This is a genomic window from Glaciecola sp. XM2 (genome assembly GCF_018595715.1).
In the GTDB taxonomy this organism is placed as follows: Bacteria; Pseudomonadota; Gammaproteobacteria; order Enterobacterales; family Alteromonadaceae; genus Glaciecola.
In genome coordinates this window covers 396910-422947 of record NZ_JAHEOJ010000024.1, presented here as the reverse complement: position 1 = coordinate 422947, position 26038 = coordinate 396910, and the positions used below count along the sequence as shown (strand labels likewise).

The following is a 26038-nucleotide window of genomic DNA, read 5'->3' as shown; positions in this document are numbered from 1 at the left end:
TGTACGTAATGGAAAGCATGTGAGGATAATATTCGCTGGCACACCTGATTTTGCAGCCGCTCATTTACAAGCCTTGCTGTCGGTCAACCCGTCACAATTTGAGATTATCGCTGTCTATACTCAACCGGATCGTCCCGCAGGTCGAGGCAAAAAACTCACCCCTAGCGCAGTAAAAACCCTTGCTCTTGAACACAACTTACCCGTCGAACAACCACAAAGCCTGAAAACCAAAGATGCGCAAGCCGTATTAGACTCCTACCAAGGGGACATTATGGTAGTCGTCGCATATGGTCTTATTCTTCCCAAAGCGGTATTAGATACGCCGCGTTTAGGGTGCATTAATGTGCATGGCTCGCTACTGCCAAAATGGCGCGGTGCAGCCCCGATACAGCGCGCAGTATGGGCCGGTGATATGCATACCGGTGTCAGCATTATGCAAATGGATGAAGGGCTCGACACCGGAGATGTCTTATTGGAAAAAACACTGGCGATTGAACCTGAAGATACCAGCGCCAGTGTCTATCAAAAATTAGCGCAGTTGGGTCCACTTGCGCTCGTAGAAACGCTTGAGCAGTTTGATAATTTAACCGCCAAACCGCAAATGGACGATGACGCTACCTACGCGCACAAGCTCAGTAAAGCCGAAGCGAAGTGTGATTGGCAGTTAAGTGCAGCCCAGCTTGAGCGAAATGTACGCGCCTTTAACCCTTGGCCTGTCGCTTGGTTTGAACACCACAACGCACCGGTAAAAATATGGCGCGCACAAGCTATTTTAAACAATCATGACTGTGCATTGGGCAGCGTTATAAAATACGATCAGCAAGGCTTAGATATCGCAGTAAAAGATGGCATATTGCGCCTTAAGCAACTGCAACTGGCTGGCAAAAAGCCACAGGCAATCACAGAGTTAATTAACGGCAAACCCGATCTATTTAGCCCTGGCGAACAGTTATAATGGCTCGTTTACAATTGCACGATGACGCAACGTTTATTAAACATAAACCGCAATTGCGTGCCGATGCAGCATGGGCACTGTATCAAGTTTTAGAACAAGGTCGCTCTACTCGAGATATTATGCCAATGGTTTTTGTGCGCCATCATTTAGCAAAAGATAGAGCATGGTTGCAAGAAACGGTGTTTGGCGTATTAAGAGTGTTACCCACGTTACAAACATGGTTGAGGGCGCTACTGTCCGCCCCTCTCAAAAAACAACAAAAAATTATCGAACATCTGATCATGGTGGGCCTGTTTCAACAAGCATATATGCGCACCTCTTTACATGCGGCAGTCTCTGAAACCGTAGAGGCGAGCAAAGTACTCAAACAACCGCAGTTAAGTGGAATGGTCAATGCGATTCTACGAAACTTTGAGCGTGAAAAGTTGATAGACAAGCCCATTGAAGCGCCACATGCACAAGTGAATCTGCCCAAGTGGTTATACAAGCAACTGCTACATGCATATCCAGATAACATTGATGAAATAGCCAAGGCGATGCAAGATAAAGCACCGCTTTGGTTGCGCGTCAATGTGCTTAAAGTGGAGCTTGAGCACTACAGTAAAATGCTCGACGAGCAAGGCATTGGGCATCAGGTGATCCCCCCACGCAGCATACAATTAGATACTTATACCGATATTACCTTATTGCCGCTATTTGATGAGGGCGGCTTTGCTGTGCAAGATATGGCAGCTCAGCAAGCAGCTAACCTATTGCAAGTGTCAGCGGGTGATACCGTACTAGATGCATGCGCCGCACCGGGAGGTAAAACCGCTGCCATCATTGAAACGTGCCCTTCACTTGGGGCGCTGTACGCCATTGATAACGCCCCAAGCCGCAATACACGTACTGAAGAAAACTTATATCGCTTAGGTCATATTCAAAGGTTAGGGGAGCGTCTGCACATCCTTAACGTAGATGCTGGCTTACAAGAAACGTATGATGAGCTGCCGAAGTTTAACAAGATCTTGCTTGATGCTCCTTGTTCAGCAACCGGCGTAATTCGTCGGCACCCAGATATAAAATGGCACAGAAAGGCGGCCGACATTGACGCACTGGTCTTAACGCAACAACGCATACTCGCGCAAACATGGAAAGCTCTGGCGCCCGGCGGCATATTACTATATGCCACTTGCTCTATACTTCCCCAAGAAAACAGCGACCAAGTTCGTGAGTTTTTACAAACACACGACGATGCATCCCTGCACCCTATTCGCGATGATGAGACGGTAGATAAGCCGGGATGGCAAATTTTACCTTCAGAGGCAAACATGGATGGTTTCTTTTACGCTAGACTGCTAAAGTCTCACTAAGAGGGTCATCGGTATACTATGAAAATAATCATTATTGGCGCTGGGCAAGTAGGTGGAACACTGGCTGAAAACCTAGTGGGTGAGAAAAACGAAATAACCATCATCGATTCCGATATTGGGATTTTAGAAACCTTACAAAATCGCTTAGATTTGCAGGTGGTGTGCGGTATTGGCTCTCATCCAGATGTGCTTAAAAAAGCCGGCGCTGAAGATGCCGACATGGTTATTGCCGTTACCAATAGCGACGAAAGCAACATGATGGCCTGCCAAGTTGCCTACAGCTTATTTAAAACACCCACCAAAATCGCTCGCGTGCGCTCCGAACAATATATTATCTATCAAGAACAGCTCTATAAGCATCAAGATATCCCTGTTGACCACCTCATTGCACCAGAACAACTTGTCACCACGGCAATTAAACGCTTGATTGACTATCCAGGCGCATTACAGGTAGTGGAATTTGCCGATGGCAAAGCAAGCTTAGTAGCTGTAAAAGCTTATTATGGGGGATTGCTAGTGGGTCACGCTTTATCAGCACTGAAAGAGCATATGCCCAATGTGGATACGCGGGTTGCCGCAGTTTACCGGCGAGGTAGGCCTATTCGGCCCTTAGGTTCCACCGTGATTGAAGCAGATGATGAGGTTTTCTTTATTGCAGATACCAAACATATTCGCGCGGTCATGAGCGAACTGCAAAAGCTGGAATCAAGCTACAAACGTATCATGATTGCCGGCGGCGGTCTTATTGGCGCCGGGTTGGCAAAACGTTTAGAAGGCAAACACAACGTCAAATTGATTGAATATGACCCAAAGCGCGCTCAATATTTATCAACCGTGCTAGACAAGACCATTGTGTTTCAGGGGGATGCCTCAGACGCATCGCTCTTATCAGAAGAGAACGTGGAACAAGTTGACGCGTTCATTGCGGTAACCAACGATGATGAGGCCAATATCATGTCGGCCATGTTGGCTAAACGCATGGGCGCACAAAAAGCCATGGTGTTGATTCAACGCAGTGCGTATGTGGATTTAGTGCAAGGCGGCGATATCGATATTGCGTTTTCTCCTCAACAAGCGACTATTTCTGCCTTGCTAACGCACGTACGTAGAGGTGACATCGTCAATGTACACTCACTTAGACGTGGCGCGGCAGAAGCTATTGAGGCAATAGCACATGGCGATGAATCCACCTCAAAAGTGGTGGGCAAGCAGATACAAGATATTAAGTTACCACCAGGTACGACGATTGGCGCCGTTGTTAGAAAGGACGAAGTGATTATCGCTCACAGCGACACTATCATTAAAGCTAACGATCATGTGATTTTGTTTTTAGTAGACAAAAAATTCATTTGGGATGTGGAAAAGCTCTTTCAGCCCAGTGCGCTGTTTTTTGGGTAAATTTGCGTTGTAGCGATCCGCTTAACTGCGCCAGAAAGTCGGTGAGAAAAGCACTAACAGACTAAAAATTTCTAAACGCCCAAATAACATAGCCGTCACTAACATCCATTTTGCACCATCAGAAACTTCCGCATAAGTCCCTGCCACCGAGCCCAAACCTGGCCCAAGGTTGTTTAAAGTCGCGGCCGTTGCCGAAAACGCAGTGATATTGTCTAAACCCGTTGCAATCAGACCAATCATAATCACCACAAATACAATTGCGTAGGCTGCAAAGAATCCCCAAACCGCTTCAACCACTCGCGAGGGCATTGCTCTGTCACCTAACTTAACCGCGTAGACGGCCTTTGGGTGGATTAACCTGTCAACTTCGCGCTTGCCTTGCAAAAATAACAGTAGCACACGAATGACTTTGAGCCCCCCACCCGTAGAGCCTGCACACCCACCAATAAAACTAGAGAATATAAGTAGTATGGGCAAAAATGCCGGCCACTCGGAAAAATCGGTGGTTGCAAAACCTGCGGTAGTACTAATTGATACGGCTTGAATGAGCGCTTGATCCATGGCCACTTCAGCGCTGTCATAAACTGCATAGTTAATGAGCACCAAAAAACACACGCTGATAAGCACAAACTGAATGGTGAAAAAGGCTTTGCACTCCGGATCTCGAAAGTAATTTCGAATGTTTCGGCCACTGACCGCCGCATAATGCAGGGAGAAATTAAGTGCCGCTATCCACAAAAAGATAACGCAGACGACATTGACGGCAACACTATTGAAATAGCCTAAGCTCTGGTCGTAGGTAGAAAACCCACCTATGGCGATGGTTGAAAATGCGTGACACACCGCATCGAACATATTCATACCCGCTATCCAGTAAGCAAATGAGCATGCGATAGTAAGGCTTAAATAAATGTACCAAAGGTGCTTTGCCGTATCGGCAATTCTTGGGGTCATCTTTGAGTCTTTCACTGGGCCTGGCGTTTCGGCGCGGTAAAGCTGCATGCCCCCTACCCCTAATATGGGTAGCACTGCAACCGCCAATACAATAATACCCATGCCGCCTAACCACTGTAGCTGTTGACGATAAAACTGCACTGCTTTAGGTAAAAACTCGATCCCTTCGATAACGGTGGCGCCAGTGGTTGTTAAACCAGAAAACGACTCAAAAATGGCGTCGGTTATGGTCATTTGCGGTTGCTCTAAAAGCGCAAATGGCAGGGCACCAAAGGTTGCCAGAACCGTCCAGAATAAAACAACAATTAAAAACCCTTCTTTGGCTCTTAAATCTGCTTTGTGATTGCGGTTAGGATACCAAAAGGCCAAACCGGTAAAGACACTGAAAAAGAATGCAACAACAAAGGCTAGACCACCCCCGTCTTGATAAATAAGAGAAATGAGCGCTGGCGGCAACATGGTCACACTAAACAGTGCGACTAGCAGACCTAAAATTCTAATAATTGCGCGATATTGCAAGGTTAATATGCCTTATAAAATAGCCTTGTTGTTCAACATTTTTAGCTGAACGTTGATGCTCTACTAGCATTGTGTGCCTTTCATTTAAAAAACTCAAACACAATGCCAAAATTTTATTTTGATTTGTAACTTGTTGACGCTCTTAGATAAAAAAATTTATGTAATTTAAAGCTTGGCAACCGCGTATTTTGTGCTAACTTTACCGTGCTCGATGTGACAGACAATTCCTCTATATTGAGCAATGGAAAAGAAAAATAAAAAGATAACGTTAAGGATAAAAGGCGTCTGCCAACTTGCATTTCCTGTGACTTATAATAGATACTTTCATTTTAGTAATGAAGGTACCTTTGTGCTGTCTGCCACTTTCTTATCAACATAGTTATCCACAAGTGAATATTTATCAAAATAATAGATAGCACATTAAAATCAAACACTTAGCTGTTGACCTATAAAAGAGAAAGCAAATTATGCACAAAAACAACACTCCCCCCTTGGTTCTGGTAGACGGCTCATCTTATCTATTTCGCGCCTTCCATGGTTTGCCACCTTTGACTAATAGTAAAGGCCAAGACACAGGGGCGATTTATGGGGTAGTGAATATGCTTCGCAGTTTGGTAAAGGACTACAGCCCAACCCATATGGCGGTGGTGTTTGATGCAAAAGGCAAAACTTTTCGTGACGATATGTATGCACAGTACAAAGCAAATCGCCCACCTATGCCCGATGAACTAAGAAGCCAAATCGAACCGCTGCACACCATTGTCCAAGCAATGGGCTTTCCCATGATCGTCGAACCCGGCGTTGAGGCTGATGACGTCATCGGTACATTAGCAAAACAAGCGACTGAGCAAGGCATAGAATGTGTTATTAGTACCGGCGATAAAGACATGGCGCAACTAGTCAGTGAGCATGTAACCCTAATAAACACCATGACCCGCACAAAAATGGACCTAGAAGGCGTCGTAGAAAAATTCGGTGTGCCTGCTGAGCTCATTATCGACTTCTTGGCGTTAAAAGGAGACAAAGTAGACAATATCCCCGGAGTACCGGGTGTTGGCGACAAAAGCGCCGTCGCTATGCTCAATGGCATTGGTGGCGTGCACGCGATCTATGAAAACCTAGACAAAATTGCGACATTGGATTTTCGTGGTGCAAAAACTATGGCGAAAAAAATGGAAGAGCATAAGGAGCAGGCGCTCATCTCTTACCAGCTGGCTACCATAGCGTGCGACCTTTCTTTAGCCTATACGCCAACTACTTTGCAAATGACCGAATTAGACAAGCCTACTTTAAAAACGCTTTTTGCAGAGCTGGAGTTTAAAAAGTGGTTAGCAGAAGTCAGTGGCGAACAAGATAGTTATGTCGAAGCGATGCAAAATGGGCCCCAAGAACAAACGAACCACTCAGATACAGTGGACATCGAACCAAGCGAATTTGACGTCAGCGCTTATAAAACCATCCTTACTAAGGAGGACTTTACGAGCCTGAAGACCTTGCTCGAGCAGGCTGACTATTACGCAATTGATACCGAAACCACTAGTTTAAACTACATGGAGGCCGAGCTTGTGGGTTTAAGCTTTGCGCTGCAGCCTAATCAAGCCTATTACGTCCCGGTTGCACATGATTATCCTGACGCGCCAGAGCAGTTAAATAGAGATTGGATATTAAGCGAATTAAAACCCCTGTTAGAAGCCAGCGATAACAAAAAAATTGGTCAGCATATAAAATATGATAAAAACGTTTTGGCCAATTACGATATTAAGCTAAACGGCATTTTAAATGACACCATGCTTGCGTCTTATGTGCTTAACAGCGTAGCCACCCGCCACGACATGAATAGCCTGTCGCTTAAGTACCTTGGGCACAAATGTATCAGCTTTGAAGAGATAGCAGGAAAAGGGGTTAAACAACTTACGTTTAATCAAATCGAGCTAGACGTTGCTAGTCGCTACGCAGCAGAGGACGCCGATGTTACCCTTCGGTTGCATCTTGCGCTTAACAAACTGATTGAGGCGCAATCGGGATTATCCGCCGTGCTTACTGACATTGAGGTCCCTCTGTCTTCTATATTAGCGAACATGGAGCAAACCGGCGTACTCATTGACTCGCAAATGCTTGCCCAGCAAAGCCAGAGCCTTGCGACACGTATTGTTGAGCTTGAAAGACAGGTGCATGAATTGGCAGGTGAACCATTTAATCTTGGGTCGACCAAGCAGCTACAGCATGTGCTATTTGAAAAAATGCAGCTGCCGGTACGCAAGAAAACACCGAAAGGCGCGCCGTCTACTTCAGAAGAGGTACTGCAAGACTTAGCTATCGAGTACGAATTACCTGCGCTGATCATGCAGTACCGAGGTTTAAGTAAACTAAAAAATACCTATACCGACAAACTGCCTAAAATGATTAACCATCGCACAAACCGCGTACATACCTCTTATCATCAAGCGGTAGCCGCTACCGGTAGATTAAGCTCAAGCGATCCAAATTTGCAGAATATCCCAATTCGTACCGAAGAGGGCCGTCAGGTTCGCCAAGCCTTTGTGCCACAACAGGGCTTTAAGATGGTGGCGGCCGACTATTCACAAATTGAGCTGCGGATCATGGCGCACTTGAGTAAAGATGAAGGTTTGGTCAATGCCTTTTCACAAGGCAAAGACATACATAAGGCGACTGCCGCCGAAGTGTTTTCTGTACCGTTAGAAGAGGTGACCACCGAGCAGCGCCGAAGCGCAAAAGCCATCAACTTTGGGCTGATTTACGGCATGAGTGCATTCGGACTGGCCAAACAGTTAAATATCTCTCGCATCGATGCCCAAACGTATATGGATAAATATTTCGAGCGCTATCCTGGTGTATTGCAATATATGGAATCGACCAGAGAGGGCGCCAAGCAGATGGGCTACGTGTCAACGGTATATGGTCGACGATTATATTTGCCAGAGATTAACGCCAGCAATGGCGCACGACGCAAAGGCGCTGAGCGTGCAGCTATTAATGCGCCCATGCAGGGCACTGCCGCAGACATTATCAAAAAAGCCATGATTGATGTGGCCAAATGGATGGATGAGCTCGGCTCAAACGACGATATTATTATGATCATGCAGGTACACGATGAGCTTGTGTTCGAGATTAGAGAAGACAATCTAGATGCGTACATTCCAAAGATTTGTGAAGTCATGGAACAAGCCGTCACATTAGATGTACCGTTGGTCGTTGAAGCCGGCGTCGGAGCCAATTGGGATGAGGCGCATTAACAAAATATACAAATAATTAAAATATATTTGAACTAATTAAAAAATAGGTAGCCTCATCTATTGAATGTGTGTTTTCCCTAAGTGTTTTTTGCCCCGTTAATCGGGGCTTTCTTTTTTATACGCAACCAAGCTTAGGCAGTTGGCTTTTCAATCGATAGCCAATTAAGCAAGACAGACTCTGCCTCTCCCAAACCAACTCCCGTCAGTGAAGAAAACGCATGCACGGTAATATCTCCCATAAATGCTAGTGAAGCTTCTCGCACCATCAGTACTTGTTGTTTGCGCTTACCGCTTTTTAATTTATCGGCCTTTGTAAGCAGCAGCAGTACCGGTAATTTAGCCGCTACGGCCCAGTAAATAAGTTCTTGATCTAAATCCTTTAAGGGGTGGCGTATGTCCATGAGCACCACCAAACCTTTTAAGCATTCGCGCTTTTGTAAATATTCCCCTAATGATTTTTGCCATTTTTGCTTCATCGCTATTGGCACTTTGGCATAACCATAGCCAGGCAAATCGACTAGGCGTCGTGTCTCATCGAGTTCAAAAAGATTAATGAGTTGCGTTCGCCCTGGTGTTTTACTCGTGCGAGCCAGGTTATTTTGACGCGTGATTTTATTTAACGCACTCGACTTTCCAGCATTTGAACGGCCTGCGAACGCGATTTCAATGCCGTCAAAGGGGGCAAGATGCGAAATATCCGGGGCACTTGTTAAAAATTTTGCTTGTGTAAAATACGACATGAGTTCCTAATTTACGTTTCTGCATTGACGTGATTGTATAAAATGATTTACCGATCATGCATTTAAATCCATAGTATTACTAGGTAAGAGTTTTTTTACTAGCATAATTGTGTAAAATACACGGTCAATAAGCGACGATGAATTGTTTAACCGCATCTTTAGAGAGATTATCTATGAAAAAATTATGTTTGCTTTTGGGGTTGGTCCTAATGAGCGCAACAACAGTTGCAATAGACGGCGACCCTGACGCAGGAAAAGCAAAATCAATTACGTGTGCTGCATGTCACGGGACTGATGGTAATAGCGCTATCCCTCTTAACCCAAAAATTGCCGGGCAACACGCTGGATATCTTTACAAACAGTTAAGCGAATTTAAACTCGCATCACAAACTGGTGGTAGCGATGGACGCAACAACGCCGTTATGAACGGAATGGCTGCGGTGCTCTCTGAACAGGATATGAAAGATTTAGCCGCGTACTTCTCAAGTCAAGAGCTGAAAATCGGTGCCGCCCCCGAAGATGTGATTGCAGCGGGCGAAGCGCTCTACCGTGGTGGTGATGCTGACAGAGGTATCACAGCATGTATTTCTTGTCATCTACCTGATGGTAAAGGCATGAACCTAGCTGGCTTCCCGGTCATTTCAGGTCAACACGCACAATATACTCAAACACAATTAGAGATGTTCCGTTCCGGACAACGTAACAATGACCTCAATGGCATGATGCGTGGCGTAGCGGCAAAATTAACTGATGAAGACATTCGCGTACTGTCTGCATATCTTGAAGGCTTGTATTAAACCCGAAAAGGTCGAAAAATTAGATAGAAAATTTATTGTAAATAAGTTGTAAATTTTCAATATATCGGTATTATCTATCCAACTCGCAGACAACACTTGCTAAAGCAACATTTTGTGAGTACTATTTAAACAATAACAAAGCGTAATGGAATGCCAAAAACAAGTTAGCTTATTTTGTTAATAACAATAAAAAGTAAAATAGGCATATAACGACAGCACAAGACGTGCTTTACGGGAGAGGTGTCACAAGACACTCATAAAATTTAAGGTGATATCTTCGGGTATCACCTTTTTTCTTGTTTAAAAAAACCGTTTCAACAGTGTAGTCAATGAATGGCTAACTAAATTTCGCTTCGTCAAACCCTTATTGTTAATTGTAGAGAGCATTATGCCCCGCCAAAAGAAATCAAGAAAAATAGGCAAAATTGGAATTGCCAAAGTAGATGCGCCCAAACGCCCACAAAGAGCGCCGAGCACCAAATCGAAAGTCACCTCTGGTAATAAAGCAGGAACGCGGCAGCAAGTCGCTGAGGTAAGTGCACATAACAAAACGAATAAGCCATCGAGCGACCCTCGAATAGGCAGCAAGAAAGCCATCGATCTAAACAAGTATCAACAGGCCGATAAGCCCAAACAAGTAAAGCAAAAATCGTTATCGCCTCAGCAAGAACTTGATGCATTAGAGCAAGACCCGATGCTTGATGTACTGCTGACAAAGCAAGAGAAGAAAACGCTTACTAAGACTGAAAAACAGCAGTTAGACAAAATGCTAAGTCGCCATAAAACTCTTTGTAAGAGCCTGGGGATCCAATGGGATGAGTCAGATTCCCAAACTGAGACTGATCCTTTTGACGCGCTAGACGCAATTAGACTGGACGATTATCAAGATTAGTAGGCAATGATGGAGTGGATGTTAGTCGCTTTAGGCGCAATTATTATCGTGGCATTGAGTATATATGCTGGCCGCCTGGTGTTTTTGGTGAAGGCGCAAAACAGCCGTCATCTGGCGGCGCGTAGCAAGCGCATCGAAAGTATGACAACGAGTATACAGACTATTGCTTTTGCCGTAGAACAACAGCAATGTGATCTGTCCGAGGGGGCGATTCGCATATGCCGTTTGTTAGAAGCGATGCCAATAGATCCATTGCCAGATCATGCAAAGGTTTATCCTGCATTGCATAGCTTATTCGACAAAGTAAAAAACTACCCTACGCATGATGCCCGTCAAGCGTTGAGTAAAAAGGAGCGACGCGAGCAAGACAAAGAGCGTGGTCAGTTTGAAAGTGAGCTTGAATCGGCCATATTAGAAGAAGTTAAGATACTTAAGCACTATAACGCGTCTTAAGCACACGCTACATCTCATAATTCCAACAATCCATATATTTTGTGGGGTTACCAACACCCCCTAAAGCAAGGTATACTACGCCTCTTTTTTATTGCTACAACACATTGATTGGTTTCACATGCAAAACTACGAACTCGATACCTTCCAAGGCCTCATCCTAGCGCTTCAAGATTACTGGGCTAAACAAGGTTGCGTAATTATCCAGCCGCTCGATATGGAAGTGGGAGCAGGAACCTTTCACCCTATGACGTTTCTGCGTTCACTTGGTCCAGAGCCAATGAACAGTGCCTATGTGCAGCCCTGCAGACGCCCCACTGACGGCAGGTATGGTGAAAATCCGAATCGCCTTCAGCATTACTACCAGTTTCAGGTCATGTTAAAACCGTCTCCCGATAATATTCAGGAGCTGTATTTGGGCTCTCTTAAAGCCCTCGGCTTCGATCCTCTTGTCCATGATGTAAGGTTTGTTGAGGACAACTGGGAATCCCCTACCCTTGGCGCTTGGGGCTTAGGTTGGGAAGTTTGGCTAAATGGCATGGAAGTCACGCAGTTTACCTATTTTCAACAGGTGGGCGGATTAGAATGCAAGCCAGTTACCGGCGAAATTACTTACGGACTAGAGCGCTTAGCCATGTATATGCAAGGCGTTGACAGCATTTATGATTTAGTGTGGACCAAAGGCCCATTTGGCGTGGTCACCTATGGTGATGTATTTTTGCAAAATGAAAAAGAGCAATCAGCCTACAATTTTGAATATGCTGACGTTGCGGTGTTGTTTGAAAGTTTTGAGCAATGTGAAAAGGCTAGTCAGACATTGATTGAAGCGCAGCTTCCATTGCCTGCATACGAGCAGGTCATGAAGGCGTCTCACGCCTTTAATCTACTGGATGCTCGCCATGCTATTTCAGTAACAGAGCGGCAGGGGTACATTTTGCGTGTAAGAGCCCTAGCAAAGGCCTGTGCACAGTTATATTTTGATTCAAGGGAAGCACTTGGGTTTCCGCTTTGCCAAAGCACAAACATGCAAGTGCAGGAAGAAGTTGAAGGAGCGCAGTAGTAAAATGACGTCATCTAATGAGTTACAGACTTTATTAATTGAGTTGGGAACCGAAGAGTTACCACCAAAATCGTTACGCGCACTTGATTTGAGCTTCCAAGAAGGCATTAAGGAGCAATTAGACCAACTTGGCTTTAGCTACAGTCGTATAATTGGATATGGCGCTCCTCGCCGATTGGCCGTGCGTGTCGAAAACTGCCAACGCCAGCAAGGCGATAAGCAAATAGACAAACGAGGACCGGCGGTCGCAGCTGCATTTGATGCCAATGGCGAACCAACAAAAGCAGCATCCGGATGGGCCCGTGCGAACGGCATAGAAGTTGCGCAAGCGCAGAGGCTTACCACCGACAAAGGAGAGTGGTTGCTACACCGTGCAACGGTAAAGGGCCGCCAGATTGATGAGCTTATTGAAGACGTTATCAACGCGGCGCTAAAGCGCTTGCCTGTTGGTAAAGCAATGCGTTGGGGCAGCAGCAGCGTTGAGTTTATAAGACCTGCTCACATACTATGTGTTATGTACGGTAGTGAGGTGTTACCTGCAACTGTTCTTGGAATCACATCAAGTAATCAATGCTCTGGTCATCGTTTTCATGGCGATCATCGTTTCGATGTAAGGTCGGCGGATACCTATGAAGCGCAAATGCAAACGCAGTATGTCATCCCAGATTATGCGCGCAGAATGGCCGAAATTGAGACTCAGCTTCAACAGCAAGCGTCAGCGCTTGGCTTAGTTGCAGATTATGACCAAAGTCTTCTGGAAGAGATCTCTTCACTCGTAGAGTGGCCGGTGGTACTGCAGGCGACCTTCGAACAAAGGTTTTTAGCGGTTCCCAAAGAAGCGCTAATATATACCATGAAAGATGATCAGAAATACGTTCCACTATTGGATACAAATGGTGAGCTATGTGAAAGGTTCTTATTTGTGTCAAACATTGAGAGTCGTGACCCTTCGCAAGTGATATCAGGAAATGAAAAAGTCATTCGCCCGCGCTTGTCCGATGCAGAATTCTTTTTTGAAACGGATAAAAAGACCAGCCTTGCAGATAAATGCAAAGCACTGGACAACATAGTATTTCAAAAGGACCTTGGTACGGTAGGAGATAAATCACGCCGCGTCGCCAGCATTGTTAAATCTATCGGTGAAATAATTTCGGTTAGCGAAGATAACATCGCGCTTGCTCAGCGTGCAGCTGAGCTCGCTAAAGCAGACTTAGTATCGAACATGGTGATGGAATTTCCTTCCGTACAAGGGGTAATGGGCAAACATTATGCGCTTCATGATGGAGAAGCAAGTGAGGTCGCCGTTGCTATTGAAGAGCAGTATCTTCCCCGTTTTGCAAATGATGTGTTACCACAAACGCCCGTCGGCATGTTGCTTTCATTATCTGAGAAGCTAGACACATTGGTGGGTATCTTCGGCGTCAACTTCATTCCTAAGGGTGACAAGGACCCATTTGCGCTTAGAAGGAGCGCTATTGGTATATTGCGTATGTTGGTAGCCTTTGACGTTGATGTTTCAGTAGAGACGTTAATAGAGGCTGTAGCCGCACAGTATGGCTCACTTATTAAGAATAAAGAGGCTACTGTGCAAGTCACATCGTTTTTGCTAGACCGATGTAAAGCTTTTTATGCGGATCAGGATATATCTGCTGATGTTGTAAGCGCGGTCATGTCGGTCAAAGGAACGAAGTCACTTAGCGATATAGACAGCAGAGTCAAAGCGGTCGCAAAGTTTGCAAAAACAAGTGCTGCTTCAAGCTTAGTTGAAGCAAATAAGCGGGTAGCTAACATCCTTGCTAAAAACGAAATCGAACTTGAAAACGTGCGGGAAATTGATGCTAACTTACTTGCATCAGATGAAGAAAGCGCGCTTTATCATGAGTATTTGGCTTTATCCGCCAAACAAAACGGTATTACCGATTACGATCAGTTGCTAACGGCGCTAAGTACACTGAGAGAGCCACTTACTACATATTTTGACAATGTTATGATCATGGCAGAAGATAACGCCTTAAAGCAAAATCGCATTGGCTTACTTGCAAATGTTCGCGCTTTATTTATGTCTGTTGCGGATATATCCGTGTTAAATATACAACATTAAAGAGTTAGCACGGTATTATGTTTCGTCGTATTTTATCAAAGTCTAGTGTCATAGCAGCTGTGCTCGTGCTAAGCGGGTGCGCTGTGCCTAGTGCTAGTGACATATTCTCGCCACAAAGCAATAAAGACTATTCCAACGTGTACTTGCGTGGAGTCTTTAACTGGTGGGAAGCGACGGAGCCATTTAAGTTTACCCCAGTAGATCAACACACGTTTGCCGTCGAGATCGAGCTGATTGCAGACGGTCAGCCTTACGATTTTAAAGTAGCAGATGAAAACTGGTTGCCCGAATATAATTGTGGACTACCCGATGCCTCGTCATCTATCGAAGAGAATGACGAAGTTGAGCTTTATTGTTACTCAGACTCTTTAAATCTTCAATTTGTACCAAGCGAAACGGCTACTTACCGTTTTGAGTTAGATACCCGCAACCCTCAATATCCATCGCTGTTGGTTTTTAAAGTTAGCTAGGATAATCAAAGGCTTATAAAAAAAGCGCTCACTATGAGCGCTTTTTTGTAACTATTTCCTTTTAATCTATACGTCTAAATTTTCGACGTTAAGGGCGTTGGTTTCTATAAACTCTCTTCTTGGTTCTACTTGGTCGCCCATCAAAGTGGTAAACAATTGGTCTGCACCAATAGCATCGTCGATAGTAACCTGCAGCATACGTCTAGAGTTAGGATCCATCGTCGTCTCCCATAACTGCTCTGGGTTCATTTCGCCAAGACCTTTGTAACGCTGGATATATTGACCACGCTTCGCTTCGGCCATTAACCACGTAAGCGCTTCTTCAAACGTCGTGAGAGGTAATGTTTTCTCGCCTCTTTTTACGTGGGCACCCTCTTCCATCAGTCCATTAATAGTTTGGTTTAACGACACAATCTTTTGATATTCAGGCGAGTTGATAAACTCTTGATTGAGTAAATACTCATAGTCAATACCGTGTTGCTTCATGATAATGACAAGCTCATTTCTATTCTCGTCATCAAGACGCACTTCATACAAGAAGCTCTGCCCATCATCTTCAGCGGTTCCAAGTTGCTTGGCAAGTTGTGCTCCAATGCTATCAAGCTGAGCTTTATCGTTTAGTGAGTCTTGAGTGATAACCGTTGAATATATAAGCTGCTTTAAGATTGAGCTTGGCATTCTTCTGTTCATTCGAGATATCATTGTAAACGTGGTTTGATATAAACGAACCATATTTTCCAATGCAATGCCAGAGATTGCAGGAGCCGAGGCACTCACAAAAAGGCTCGCACCATCAACAGCAATATTCGTTAAATGGTCAGTGAGACTAGCCTCATCTTTTAGATACTGTTCTTGTTTACCCTTCTTAATTTTATAAAGCGGTGGTTGGGCGATAAAAATATGCCCACGCTCAATCATCTCTGGCATTTGACGATAGAAAAAGGTTAACAATAATGTGCGGATATGAGACCCGTCAACGTCAGCGTCTGTCATGATGATAATGCTGTGGTAACGTAATTTGTCTGGGTTATATTCGTCGCGACCAATCCCGCAGCCTAATGCCGTAATCAGGGTGGCAACCTCTTGGGAAGAAAGCATTTTATCAAATCGTGCTTTTTCAACGTTGAGGATTTTACCCTTCAAAGGCAAAATGGCTTGGTTCTTTCGGTTACGACCTTGTTTGGCAGAACCACCGGCAGAGTCACCCTCTACTATATATAGTTCAGATAAAGCAGGGTCTTTTTCTTGGCAATCAGCTAACTTACCAGGCAAACCCGCTAAGTCTAAAGCGCCTTTACGGCGAGTCATATCGCGTGCTTTTCTAGCCGCTTCACGTGCGCGGGCTGCGTCAATGATCTTATTAACGATGATCTTACTGTCACCTGGGTTTTCTATGAGAAAATCAGCTAGCTTTTCGCCCATAGCAGTTTCAACCGCAGTTTTTACTTCAGAGGAAACAAGTTTGTCTTTTGTTTGTGATGAGAACTTAGGATCAGGTACTTTAACTGAAATGATTGCCGTCAAACCTTCTCGGGCGTCATCCCCACTCGCATTGGTTTTGTTTTTCTTGTTGTATCCTTCTTTTTCCATATAGTTATTTAGCGTACGAGTAAGTGCACCTCTGAATCCAGCGAGGTGAGTTCCGCCGTCACGCTGTGGAATATTATTGGTAAAACAGAAAATGTTTTCTTGAAAGCCATCGTTCCACTGCATCGCGACTTCTACTGAAATGCCGTCATCTCTTTCAAGCGAAAAGTAGAAGGGCGTTGGATGCATGCTGTTTTTGTTCTTATTTAGATACTCAACGAAAGCTTGAATACCACCTTCATAATGAAAGTGGTCTTTGCGTCCATCACGTTCATCTTCTAGGCGAATCGAGACGCCAGAATTCAGGAACGAGAGTTCACGAATACGTTTGGCTAATTGATCATAGTGGAACTCAATATTGGTAAATGTTTCTTCGCTTGGCCAAAAACGAATTTTGGTTCCGCTAGATGTGGTTTCGCCAACCGGGGCAAGCGGTGCCACAGGTACGCCCATGCTGTATTCTTGTTCGAATACTTGGCCACGGCGTTTAATAGACATGGTGAGTTTTTTCGAAAGGGCATTTACAACCGAGACACCTACTCCGTGAAGACCACCGGAAACTTTATACGAATTATCATCGAATTTACCACCAGCGTGTAAGACGGTCATAATAACTTCTGCTGCAGAAACCCCTTCTTCCTCGTGTATTTCTGTTGGTATTCCGCGCCCGTCGTCACTTACGGAGACTGAGTTATCTGAATGTATCTTAATTACGATATCATTACAGTGGCCCGCTAGCGCCTCATCTATTGAATTATCAAGAACCTCAAAGACCATGTGATGAAGACCAGTGCCATCATCGGTGTCGCCGATATACATTCCTGGGCGCTTACGCACCGCATCTAATCCTTTTAGTACCTTGATACTAGACGAGTCATAGCTATTTTCAGACATTTTTACTCCTCATGCACGTGATTATGTTTCACGTGGAACACTTTCTTATTTTTATATTTTTCTACAAAAGCCAATTGATGCTTTTCAATCGCAGTAACAAATACCTGCGTACCTTCGGCAACAATAGTATCTAAAAAATATTCCCTTGTGGCGGTATCCAATTCGGCGGCGATATCGTCAACCAAAAAAATACAGCTTTTATTCGATTGGGTGCGCAGTACCCTAACTTCCGCTATCAGCAAGAGTGAAACAAGTACACGAAGTTGACCTCTTGATAAAAACTCTGCTGCAGGTTGTCCATTAATCATAAAATGGATATCTGCCTTGTGCGGACCAACCGACGTCGCCCCACGAAATAGGTCTCTATCTCGTTTGTCAGCTAGTGCATCTGATAACCCAACACTTGAATCCCAACCCTGATTGTACCTTAATTCTACCTTAACATCAGGTCTAAATTCACGATATAGGTCCTTTAATTCGCCCTCTAAGGCATTTAAATACTTCTTACGTAGCCGTGTAACGATTTCACCATGTGAAGCCATTATAGGGCTCCACATATCCTGCTCCTGAAACGCCACTTTTCCTTTTACCGTACACAGCTTTAATAGTGCATTTCTTTGAACTAGCGCGTTTGCGTAACTATTACTGTCCCGATAAAAATCATGTTCCACGTGGAACACCAACCAATCAATAAAGCGCCGACGTAGCATAGGGGCACCAATAACCAGGTCGCTGCTTTGTGGCGTGAATATTTGCACCGGTAAGATTCTAGCGATATCTGAAATTCGACGCGTTCGCTTGCCGTCAATATTAAATACAAACCCATTCTCCTTAGAACGGTTTGCCCCTAATACACTTGTTGTGTCGTCTAACTTAAACCGACAAAACGTCGTCGCCGCATCGAAGTCTGTTTGTATAATTGAATTTGGCCTTGAGGTGCGAAAGGAGCGACCAAATGCAAGCACATGGATTGCTTCCAACAAGCTAGACTTACCTGCCCCATTATTACCATAGATAAGATTTACAGAATCGGAAGGCGAGATCATCGCCTCCGATAAATTGCGAAAATGGTCTAATCGCAATTGAGTGATGTGCATAAATTGAGTGCCGGTGATCTACAGTCTCATAGGCATAATAACATACTGCGCCGCATCGTCGTCAACGAGCACGCCATCGACTTTCTTCATGCCATGCACTAACGCGCTTGCATTCGAATCAGATAATTTAAAGATCACCGAGTGGGTGTGAATTGCGTTTAATGCGTCAATTAAATAAGCAACGTTAAAACCAATTTCTAAAGACTCACCATCATAATCAACATCAATGATCTCTTCAGCTTGCTCTTGCTCTGGATTTGTCGCCGTAATTTTAAGTTCGCCGGGATCTAGATTTAACCGAACACCTTTGTACTTTTCGTTGGTTAGGATCATCGCACGAGAAAATGCACTTTTAATATTCTCTCGATTAACAACTAAGCCTTTGTCGGTATTACTAGGGACCACTCGATTATAATCAGGAAACCGACCATCAACTAACTTACTAGTGAAAATAAACGAAGTACTGAATATACGAATGTGATTAGCGCCCAACTGCACCTTTATGTTCGCGTCAGTTTCGTCGATAAGACGCGCAATTTCCATTACACCTTTACGAGGGATAATCACTTGTTTTACTGGTAGTTGACCACCTTCAAACTCATGAACTGCCATTGCTAATCGGTGACCGTCAGTAGCAACCGTTCGCACCTGATTCTCGCTCGTCTCTAAACTCATGCCGTTTAGATAATAACGCACATCTTGCTGAGCCATCGAAAATTGGACCGCCTCAATGAGATGTTTGAGCGTATCTTGACTCATCTCGAACTCGCTCTCCCCTTCCCAATCTTCAAGGTTCGGGTAATCATCAGCGGACAAGGTAGATAACGAATAGCGTGCACGACCAGATTTAATAACTGCTTTATTTTCTGTGACTTCAAAAATAATAGTGACATCGTCAGGTAAACCACGAACAATATCCAACAGCTTTTTTGCCGGCACTGTAATTTGCCCGTCGGTATGACTACCTGAGAGCTGGATGTTCGCAATCAATTCTACCTCAAGGTCAGTACCCGTCATCCACAACGACCCGTCATTTACCTTAAGTAAAACGTTAGCAAGTATTGGTAATGTATGACGCCGTTCGACCGCACCCGACACAAGTTGTAGAGGTTGTAAAAAGCTTTCTCGGCTGATCGTAAAATTCATTTCTTATTCTCTGTTAGATGCTTTATGACGATAATGTACGAATCAAGTTCTTATAATCTTCCATGACATCATGACTTTCTTTTCTTAACTCAACCACTTTTCTCACTGCATGCAACACGGTTGTGTGATCTTTGCCGCCAAACGCATTTCCTATTTCTGGCAGACTATGGTTGGTTAACTCTTTTGACAAAGACATTGCGATTTGTCTTGGTCGAGCCACGCTTCTTGTTCTCTTTTTTGACAGTATATCTGAAACTTTAATTTTATAATAATCAGCAACTGTTTTTATTATATTATCAATAGTAACTAACTTATCTTGCAAGGCAAGTAAATCTCGTAATGCATCCCTAACAAAATCAATTGTAATTGCTCGGCCGGTGAAATTCGCGTTTGCAATCACGCGATTAAGCGCACCTTCTAACTCCCTCACGTTGGAGCGAAGGCGTTTTGCAATGAAAAATGCCACCTCATTTGGCAAATCAATTTTGTTCTCATGGGCTTTACGCATCAAAATTGCGACTCGGGTTTCGAGCTCTGGCGGCTCAATAACCACAGTCAGCCCCCATCCAAAACGCGATTTTAATCTGTCTTCAACGCCATCAATTTCTTTAGGATAACGGTCGGACGTCAAAATGATTTGTTGATTGCCTTCTAACAAGGCATTAAAGGTGTGAAAAAACTCTTCTTGTGAGCGTTCTTTATTTGCAAAGAATTGAATATCGTCAATCAACAACGCATCAACAGAACGATAAAATCGTTTGAACTCTTCAATGGCATTATTCTGAAGCGCCTTAACCATATCTTGCACAAATCTTTCCGAATGCATATAGACAATTTTAGCATTAGGTTTGTTAGCCATAATGCCATTTCCAACGGCATGTATAAGATGGGTTTTACCAAGCCCTGTGCCACCGTACAAGAAAAGAGGATTATAGGAATGACCAGGGTTCTCTGCTACCTGAACAGCTGCTGCTCGCGCTAGTTGGTTAGACTTACCCTCTACAAAATTATCAAACGTGTACTCCGTTTTAATATTGCTTTTGTGCGTATCCTCTCGAACCTCAGCGTTTGGCTTTTCGTCGACCACCGAAGCTTTAAAATCAGACAGCGCCTTATGCATACTTAGCGCGCGCGAACCATGACTAGCGTTTGCCTGGACACTTTCTGAAGCGCTACTTTTGGCTTTAGGTTTAGGCGCAGCGGTCGCTTCGGTAAGGATCAATGTAGGGGCGTCGGCTCCGTACAACTGGGATAACGTAGAGGTTATAAGACCATAATATTCGTCTTGCACCCATGACAACACAAAGCGATTGGCTGCAAACAAATGTAACACGTCACCATCAAAATCAGCTTTAAGTGGTTTAAGCCACATATTGAACTGTTCATTTGACAACTCATGTTTGAGCGCATCTAAGCACTGATCCCAGCTTATCGCCAAAGCCTACTCCCTGTTTTATTGTTTTTAGGTCAGCCGCCAAATATAAGCCAAATCTGTATATTTATCCACAGGCAATTTCATATCAACAAGAACTATCCATCGAGCATCACCAATACTCACGATATCTGTTTGTTTTTAAACGCTATTTATTATATTTATATCGGTTTTGATAACCATAACCAAAGAACTTAACGGCTAAAAAGTCAACCATTTTTATACGATCCACATCAAACATGTCGCTTTTTTTGAGAATTCCATGGCCATTTTGTGGATAACTCACTACCAATTGTCTACCGCTGTGGATATATAACACAAATAAAAGCATCTTTTTCGCGTATAGCCCTTGACTTTGCTGCCTTTGATCACTAATATTCCGCGTCCTATTAATACCGGTGGTCAAACGCGCTAATGCACGTATCGATATACCGCCCAATATCTAAATGAGTACAGGTCATGAAAAGAACTTTTCAACCCAGTAATATCAAGCGTAAGCGCTCTCACGGTTTTCGTGCCCGTATGGCCACTAAAAACGGTCGTAAGGTACTAGCAAACCGCAGAGCCAAAGGCAGAAAGCGTTTATCAGCATAATACGTTCACTTCTCTAGTGAGCAATATTGATAATCGCTTTGTGAGGGAGTCAAGACTTTTGACTCCTCAACAATTTTCATTCGTTTTTTCACAAGCCATCCCTGCAGTATCTTCCAACATCACCATTCTGGCTAGACACAACAATATATCGCACCCGCGTTTAGGTATTACTGTAGCCAAGAAAAAAGTTAAACTCGCAGTACAACGCAATCGTTTTAAACGCTGTGTTAGAGAGAGTTTTCGATTACATGCGCAAGATTTGCCAAATGTTGATATCATAGTGCTCGCTAAGCAGGGGGTACACCAGCTCGATAATGCCGCTCTGCATGAACAACTACGTAAACTTTGGAAACGTTTGGCAAAACGATGTCAGTGAAAACAACTTCGACGAAAACCACGAAATCACATACCCCATTGTTGGCATTGCCGCTGATAGGTATTATTCGTGTTTATCAGGTGTGTATTTCGCCGTTTTTAGGGCAAAATTGCAGGTTTTATCCGAGTTGTTCATGTTATGCTCATCAAGCATTAAAGACTCACGGATTAGCAAAGGGAAGTATGTTAACCATCAGGCGCATCTCTAAATGCCACCCATTCAATGAAGGTGGAATAGATCATGTGCCTGAGCCGTCAAAAAAAGATTAACATTGTTTAAATGAGAGATTTATGGAATCGCAAAGAAGTATCCTGATTATTGGCTTATTACTTGTAAGCTTTTTGCTATGGATAGAATACCAAGAAGCATACGGCCCACAAGTTGTTGAGCCAGTAAGCAACGCTAGTACAACACAAACGCTGGATAATCAGATAAACAACAGTATTCCATCTGCGAATCTGACCACCAATACAGCATCGGCGCTCGACGTGCCCACTGATTTAAGTGAAAACGCACCGGTTCCAGCCCCTGTTCAAGTTCAAAGCAACCGCTTTGTAAATGTAATTACCGATACGCTCAACGTCTCTATCGATCTTATTGGTGGTGACGTAGTTCAAGCAGACCTCGTTCAATACCCGGTCACGCAGGGCGCTGACGATTCTTATCAATTGCTCAGCCCACAAGATGCGACTTTATATGTTGCTCAAAGTGGACTTATTGGCACAGATGGACCAGACGGAAGTGGTGGCAGACCACAATATACCGCCACCGCTGACACCTTCATGATGAATGGCACCGAGACGCTTCAAATACCAATCGTTTGGCAATCTCCCGAAGGGCTTAGCGTCACCAAAACCTTTGAATTTGAAAGTAACAGCCATACTGTTTATGTGACCTATACCATTGAGAACAACACGGGTCGTACCTTGCAAATGCAACAATTTGCACAATTAAAGCAGACTCTAAACGAACAAAGCGGCGGAAGTATGTTCATGCCTACCTTTAGAGGCGCTGCTTACTCCACGCAAGACGAACGCTACGAGAAACTGCCCTTTGGTGACATTGAAGATGAAAGCCTTCGCATCGCCACCATTGGTGGTTGGGTGGGTATGCTAGAACACTATTTTGTGTCTGCTTGGGTACCGCCGCAGGATCAAACCAACACTATCTATTCTCGCATTGTTCAAAACAATGCAATTGTGGGGTATACCGGCGAAGGTATTGTCGTTAATGATGCACAAACCTCGCAAGTCACATCCATCTTATACATGGGACCAAAAGACCAAGCGGTCCTTGCTGAACTCGCGCGTGGACTCGACCTCACCGTGGATTATGGAATTTTGTGGTGGATAGCACAGCCGCTATTTGAACTACTCAAACTCATACAGTCTTTTGTTATCAACTGGGGACTGGCGATTGTTATCATCACGCTTATCGTCAAAGGCGCCATGTATTGGTTAACCAAGAAGCAATATGAATCTATGGCTAAAATGCGCAATCTAGCGCCTAAAATGCAGCAACTCAAAGACCGCTATGGCGACGACAGACAAAAAATGTCGCAAGCCATGATGGAAATGTACAAAAAAGAGAAAGTAAACCCAATGGGCGGGTGTTTTCCATTGTTACTGCAAATGCCCATCTTCTTAGCATTGTATTGGGTATTGTTAGAAAGTGTTGAACTGCGCCACGCTAGCTTCGTTTTGTGGATAACCGACTTATCGGTGCCTGATCCGTTCTTCGTATTGCCGATCCTCACCGGCTTGAGTATGTTTTTGCTGCAAAAGCTACAACCAATGACTATTCAAGATCCGCTTCAACAAAAGCTGTTGCAATATATGCCAGTGGCGATGAGCGTGTTCTTTTTCTTCTTCCCTGCAGGACTCGTCTTGTACTGGTTAATCAGTAACCTAGTTACCTTGGCGCAAGCTAAGATAATCTATGCGTCGATGGAAAAACGCGGGATAAAGTCAAAATAAACCAAGCCCGCTAGAGCGGGCTTTTTTATAACGCTTGTTTATATTGTAGGGGCATCTAAACCCAAGCTCTTTGCGTAGACAACAATATCAAGCAAACTAATAAGGAGATGACCATGCCATCATTCGACATAGTGTCAGAATTAAATACCGTTGATGTCAAACACGCGGTTGATAATGCGAATCGAGAACTTTCTACTCGCTTTGATTTTCGTGGTGTTGAAGCGTCTTTCGAATTCAAAGACGAAAGCGTTGTTATGAGCGCGGAAGGTGACTTTCAGTTACAACAATTACAAGAAATGCTGCGCACCAGCTGCTCAAAACGTAATGTCGATACCCGTGCTATGAATGTTCATCCTAAGCAGCATACCGGCAAGACGCATAAGCAAGTCATCGATTTTAAACAAGGGATCGACCAAGAGCTCGCCAAACGCATGGTAAAACTCATCAAAGATAAAAAATTAAAAGTCCAAACCTCTATTCAAGGGGATCAGCTTCGCGTTACCGGTAAAAAGCGCGACGATCTTCAAGGTGTAATGGCAATGCTGAAAGCCGAAGACCTGCCACAACCTATACAATTTACTAACTTTCGTGACTAACTAACGTGGAAACGGCTGACCTGCACACCGACACTATCGTCGCCCAAGCCACCGCGCCTGGCCGCGGCAGCGTGGGTATTGTCCGAGTATCTGGACCGCATACGCGTGCCGTAGCCAAGGCCCTTTTAGGTAAATGCCCAGCTGCCCGACAAGCGGTATATCAGCCGATTAAAGATAATAAAGGTAATACCATCGACGAAGGCATTGCCTTATTTTTCGAAAACCCACACTCGTTTACCGGTGAAGATGTATTAGAGCTTCAAGGTCACGGCGGACAAGTAGTAATGCAGTTGCTATTACAAGCCTGTTTAGATACAGGTCTTGTGCGTCTTGCTAAACCTGGTGAATTTAGTGAGCAAGCCTTCTTAAATGACAAGATGGACCTGACTCAAGCCGAAGCAATTGCTGACCTTATCAATGCCTCATCAGAGCAAGCGGCCAAAAGTGCTATCAAGAGTCTACAAGGTGAATTTTCCAAGCTTATTCATTCACTGGTCAGCGAAGTCATTCATCTTCGTATGTACGTAGAGGCAGCCATTGATTTTCCCGAGGAAGAAATCGACTTTTTAGCCGATGGTAAAGTCCAGTCATACCTAGAAAGCATCGTTACCCTTCTCGAAAACATTAAACAGCAAGCCAAACAAGGTTCTCTTTTGCGTGATGGCATGCAGGTGGTTATCGTAGGTCGCCCTAACGCTGGGAAATCAAGCCTCATGAATGCGCTTTCTGGTAAAGATTCAGCCATCGTAACAGAGATAGCAGGCACTACACGTGATGTATTAAAAGAGCACATCCACATCGATGGCATGCCTTTGCATATCATCGACACTGCAGGTCTGCGAGAGAGCGATGATAAAGTTGAACAAATTGGTATTGAACGAGCTTGGAAAGAAATTCACGGCGCCGACCGAATTTTGTTTATCGTAGATGCGCAAAGTGACATCGGCGATCAACCCGAGCACATTTGGCCAGATTTTTTCAATAAACTACCCAAAGATGTTGGTATTACGCTGGTACGCAACAAATGCGACTTAAGCAAAGAGACTGCTTCTATTGACGAGACGCAATCCTACCCAGTTATCCGCCTCTCAGCAAAAGACGGTAGCGGCGTTTCCTATTTAAAAGAGCACCTCAAACAATGCATGGGGTATGAACAATCTGGCGAAGATCAGATTATTGCACGACAACGACACATAACCGCATTAAACCAGGCAGATATTCATATTCAACAGGGTAAAGCACAGCTTGAGGCGCACATGGCGGGCGAACTATTAGCTGAAGAATTGAGGATCGCGCAACAATACTTAAATGAAATTACAGGTGAGTTTAGTTCTGATGATTTACTCGGTAAAATATTCTCGTCATTTTGTATTGGCAAATAACGCACTATAGGAATCC

General features: G+C 44.2%; 22 protein-coding genes. 16 read left to right on the top strand and 6 right to left on the bottom strand.

From position 1 onward, the window contains the following. Positions 1-19 precede the first annotated feature (19 nt). From fmt to trkA, 3 genes are read left to right on the top strand one after another with little or no spacing between them, the layout of a single operon-like run. Positions 20-955, top strand: coding sequence for a methionyl-tRNA formyltransferase (gene fmt / locus KJ365_RS12000; protein ID WP_214451873.1), 936 nt, complete (start codon positions 20-22; stop codon positions 953-955). Beyond that, positions 955-2307 (top strand): 16S rRNA (cytosine(967)-C(5))-methyltransferase RsmB, encoded by a 1353-nt coding sequence (gene rsmB, locus KJ365_RS11995; RefSeq protein ID WP_214451872.1) that lies wholly within the window; start codon positions 955-957, stop codon positions 2305-2307. Before fmt ends, rsmB begins: the two co-directional genes overlap by 1 nt. Positions 2308-2325: 18 nt before the next feature. After that, on the top strand, positions 2326-3705 hold the full coding sequence (trkA, locus tag KJ365_RS11990; RefSeq protein WP_214451871.1) for a Trk system potassium transporter TrkA: 1380 nt from the start codon (positions 2326-2328) through the stop codon (positions 3703-3705). Between the two features lie 21 nt (positions 3706-3726). Here the strand turns inward: trkA and KJ365_RS11985 are convergent, their stop codons facing one another. Then, positions 3727-5178 carry a TrkH family potassium uptake protein gene (locus KJ365_RS11985; protein ID WP_214451870.1) on the bottom strand — a complete coding sequence of 484 codons (1452 nt, stop codon included), beginning with the start codon at positions 5176-5178 and terminating at the stop codon, positions 3727-3729. 467 nt (positions 5179-5645) lie between these two features. Between KJ365_RS11985 and polA the strand changes: the two genes are divergently transcribed. Continuing rightward, positions 5646-8432: a DNA polymerase I gene (gene polA / locus KJ365_RS11980; protein WP_214451869.1), complete on the top strand. Its 2787-nt coding sequence runs from the start codon at positions 5646-5648 to the stop codon at positions 8430-8432. 131 nt (positions 8433-8563) lie between these two features. On the opposite strand, the gene yihA is transcribed toward polA, so the two are convergent. Beyond that, positions 8564-9172 (bottom strand): ribosome biogenesis GTP-binding protein YihA/YsxC, encoded by a 609-nt coding sequence (gene yihA / locus KJ365_RS11975; RefSeq protein WP_214451868.1) that lies wholly within the window; start codon positions 9170-9172, stop codon positions 8564-8566. Positions 9173-9345: 173 nt separating this feature from the next. On the opposite strand from yihA, the gene KJ365_RS11970 reads away from it, so the two are divergent. The 6 genes from KJ365_RS11970 to KJ365_RS11945 all read left to right on the top strand — a co-directional run bounded on the left by KJ365_RS11970 (position 9346) and on the right by KJ365_RS11945 (position 14942). Beyond that, the gene (locus tag KJ365_RS11970; RefSeq protein WP_214451867.1) at positions 9346-9969 is read left to right on the top strand and encodes a c-type cytochrome; all 624 of its coding nucleotides are present in this window, start codon (positions 9346-9348) and stop codon (positions 9967-9969) included. Between the two features lie 388 nt (positions 9970-10357). Next, positions 10358-10861: a Der GTPase-activating protein YihI gene (gene yihI / locus KJ365_RS11965; RefSeq protein ID WP_214451866.1), complete on the top strand. Its 504-nt coding sequence runs from the start codon at positions 10358-10360 to the stop codon at positions 10859-10861. Between the two features lie 6 nt (positions 10862-10867). After that, positions 10868-11314, top strand: coding sequence for a DUF2489 domain-containing protein (locus tag KJ365_RS11960; protein ID WP_214451865.1), 447 nt, complete (start codon positions 10868-10870; stop codon positions 11312-11314). Between the two features lie 118 nt (positions 11315-11432). Continuing rightward, positions 11433-12371 carry a glycine--tRNA ligase subunit alpha gene (glyQ, locus tag KJ365_RS11955; RefSeq protein WP_214451864.1) on the top strand — a complete coding sequence of 313 codons (939 nt, stop codon included), beginning with the start codon at positions 11433-11435 and terminating at the stop codon, positions 12369-12371. Between the two features lie 4 nt (positions 12372-12375). Continuing rightward, complete coding sequence (gene glyS / locus KJ365_RS11950; RefSeq protein ID WP_214451863.1) at positions 12376-14472, top strand: glycine--tRNA ligase subunit beta; 2097 nt, start codon at positions 12376-12378, stop codon at positions 14470-14472. A gap of 17 nt (positions 14473-14489) precedes the next feature. After that, entirely contained in the window at positions 14490-14942 is a 453-nt protein-coding gene (locus tag KJ365_RS11945) for an early set domain-containing protein (RefSeq protein ID WP_214451862.1), read from the top strand. 66 nt (positions 14943-15008) lie between these two features. Here KJ365_RS11945 and gyrB read toward each other — a convergent pair whose 3' ends face one another. Genes gyrB through dnaA form a run of 4 tightly spaced genes read right to left on the bottom strand, consistent with a single transcriptional unit; the run spans position 15009 to position 21104 of the window. Continuing rightward, a complete protein-coding gene (gyrB, locus tag KJ365_RS11940; protein WP_214451861.1) occupies positions 15009-17423 on the bottom strand; it encodes a DNA topoisomerase (ATP-hydrolyzing) subunit B in 2415 nt (804 codons plus the stop codon). Positions 17424-17425: 2 nt separating this feature from the next. Continuing rightward, positions 17426-18520, bottom strand: a complete 1095-nt coding sequence (recF, locus tag KJ365_RS11935; RefSeq protein WP_214451860.1) for a DNA replication/repair protein RecF — start codon at positions 18518-18520, stop codon at positions 17426-17428. An 18-nt stretch (positions 18521-18538) separates the two neighbouring features. After that, entirely contained in the window at positions 18539-19666 is a 1128-nt protein-coding gene (dnaN, locus tag KJ365_RS11930; RefSeq protein WP_214451859.1) for a DNA polymerase III subunit beta, read from the bottom strand. A gap of 22 nt (positions 19667-19688) precedes the next feature. After that, positions 19689-21104 (bottom strand): chromosomal replication initiator protein DnaA, encoded by a 1416-nt coding sequence (gene dnaA, locus KJ365_RS11925; RefSeq protein ID WP_214451858.1) that lies wholly within the window; start codon positions 21102-21104, stop codon positions 19689-19691. 453 nt (positions 21105-21557) lie between these two features. Between dnaA and rpmH the strand changes: the two genes are divergently transcribed. From rpmH to mnmE, 6 genes are all read left to right on the top strand, one after another. Next, positions 21558-21692, top strand: a complete 135-nt coding sequence (gene rpmH, locus KJ365_RS11920; RefSeq protein WP_136250695.1) for a 50S ribosomal protein L34 — start codon at positions 21558-21560, stop codon at positions 21690-21692. A 25-nt stretch (positions 21693-21717) separates the two neighbouring features. Next, on the top strand, positions 21718-22068 hold the full coding sequence (rnpA, locus tag KJ365_RS11915; RefSeq protein WP_214451922.1) for a ribonuclease P protein component: 351 nt from the start codon (positions 21718-21720) through the stop codon (positions 22066-22068). Then, entirely contained in the window at positions 22059-22337 is a 279-nt protein-coding gene (gene yidD, locus KJ365_RS11910) for a membrane protein insertion efficiency factor YidD (protein WP_214451857.1), read from the top strand. Before rnpA ends, yidD begins: the two co-directional genes overlap by 10 nt. Positions 22338-22358: 21 nt before the next feature. Further along, positions 22359-24044 (top strand): membrane protein insertase YidC, encoded by a 1686-nt coding sequence (gene yidC, locus KJ365_RS11905; RefSeq protein ID WP_214451856.1) that lies wholly within the window; start codon positions 22359-22361, stop codon positions 24042-24044. A 113-nt stretch (positions 24045-24157) separates the two neighbouring features. Further along, positions 24158-24640 (top strand): YajQ family cyclic di-GMP-binding protein, encoded by a 483-nt coding sequence (locus tag KJ365_RS11900; RefSeq protein WP_214451855.1) that lies wholly within the window; start codon positions 24158-24160, stop codon positions 24638-24640. Positions 24641-24645: 5 nt separating this feature from the next. After that, entirely contained in the window at positions 24646-26022 is a 1377-nt protein-coding gene (gene mnmE, locus KJ365_RS11895; protein ID WP_352109393.1) for a tRNA uridine-5-carboxymethylaminomethyl(34) synthesis GTPase MnmE, read from the top strand. Positions 26023-26038 lie beyond the last annotated feature (16 nt).

Coding starts and splice junctions, on each gene's coding strand:
- dnaN (WP_214451859.1), bottom strand. CDS start 19,666: ATGAATTTTACGATCAGCCGAGAAAGCTTTTTACAACCTCTACAACTT.
- KJ365_RS11970 (WP_214451867.1), top strand. CDS start 9,346: ATGAAAAAATTATGTTTGCTTTTGGGGTTGGTCCTAATGAGCGCAACA.
- KJ365_RS11945 (WP_214451862.1), top strand. CDS start 14,490: ATGTTTCGTCGTATTTTATCAAAGTCTAGTGTCATAGCAGCTGTGCTC.
- KJ365_RS11900 (WP_214451855.1), top strand. CDS start 24,158: ATGCCATCATTCGACATAGTGTCAGAATTAAATACCGTTGATGTCAAA.
- glyQ (WP_214451864.1), top strand. CDS start 11,433: ATGCAAAACTACGAACTCGATACCTTCCAAGGCCTCATCCTAGCGCTT.
- yihA (WP_214451868.1), bottom strand. CDS start 9,172: ATGTCGTATTTTACACAAGCAAAATTTTTAACAAGTGCCCCGGATATT.
- yidD (WP_214451857.1), top strand. CDS start 22,059: ATGTCAGTGAAAACAACTTCGACGAAAACCACGAAATCACATACCCCA.
- gyrB (WP_214451861.1), bottom strand. CDS start 17,423: ATGTCTGAAAATAGCTATGACTCGTCTAGTATCAAGGTACTAAAAGGA.
- recF (WP_214451860.1), bottom strand. CDS start 18,520: ATGCACATCACTCAATTGCGATTAGACCATTTTCGCAATTTATCGGAG.
- polA (WP_214451869.1), top strand. CDS start 5,646: ATGCACAAAAACAACACTCCCCCCTTGGTTCTGGTAGACGGCTCATCT.
- glyS (WP_214451863.1), top strand. CDS start 12,376: ATGACGTCATCTAATGAGTTACAGACTTTATTAATTGAGTTGGGAACC.
- rsmB (WP_214451872.1), top strand. CDS start 955: ATGGCTCGTTTACAATTGCACGATGACGCAACGTTTATTAAACATAAA.
- yidC (WP_214451856.1), top strand. CDS start 22,359: ATGGAATCGCAAAGAAGTATCCTGATTATTGGCTTATTACTTGTAAGC.
- rpmH (WP_136250695.1), top strand. CDS start 21,558: ATGAAAAGAACTTTTCAACCCAGTAATATCAAGCGTAAGCGCTCTCAC.
- trkA (WP_214451871.1), top strand. CDS start 2,326: ATGAAAATAATCATTATTGGCGCTGGGCAAGTAGGTGGAACACTGGCT.
- yihI (WP_214451866.1), top strand. CDS start 10,358: ATGCCCCGCCAAAAGAAATCAAGAAAAATAGGCAAAATTGGAATTGCC.
- KJ365_RS11960 (WP_214451865.1), top strand. CDS start 10,868: ATGATGGAGTGGATGTTAGTCGCTTTAGGCGCAATTATTATCGTGGCA.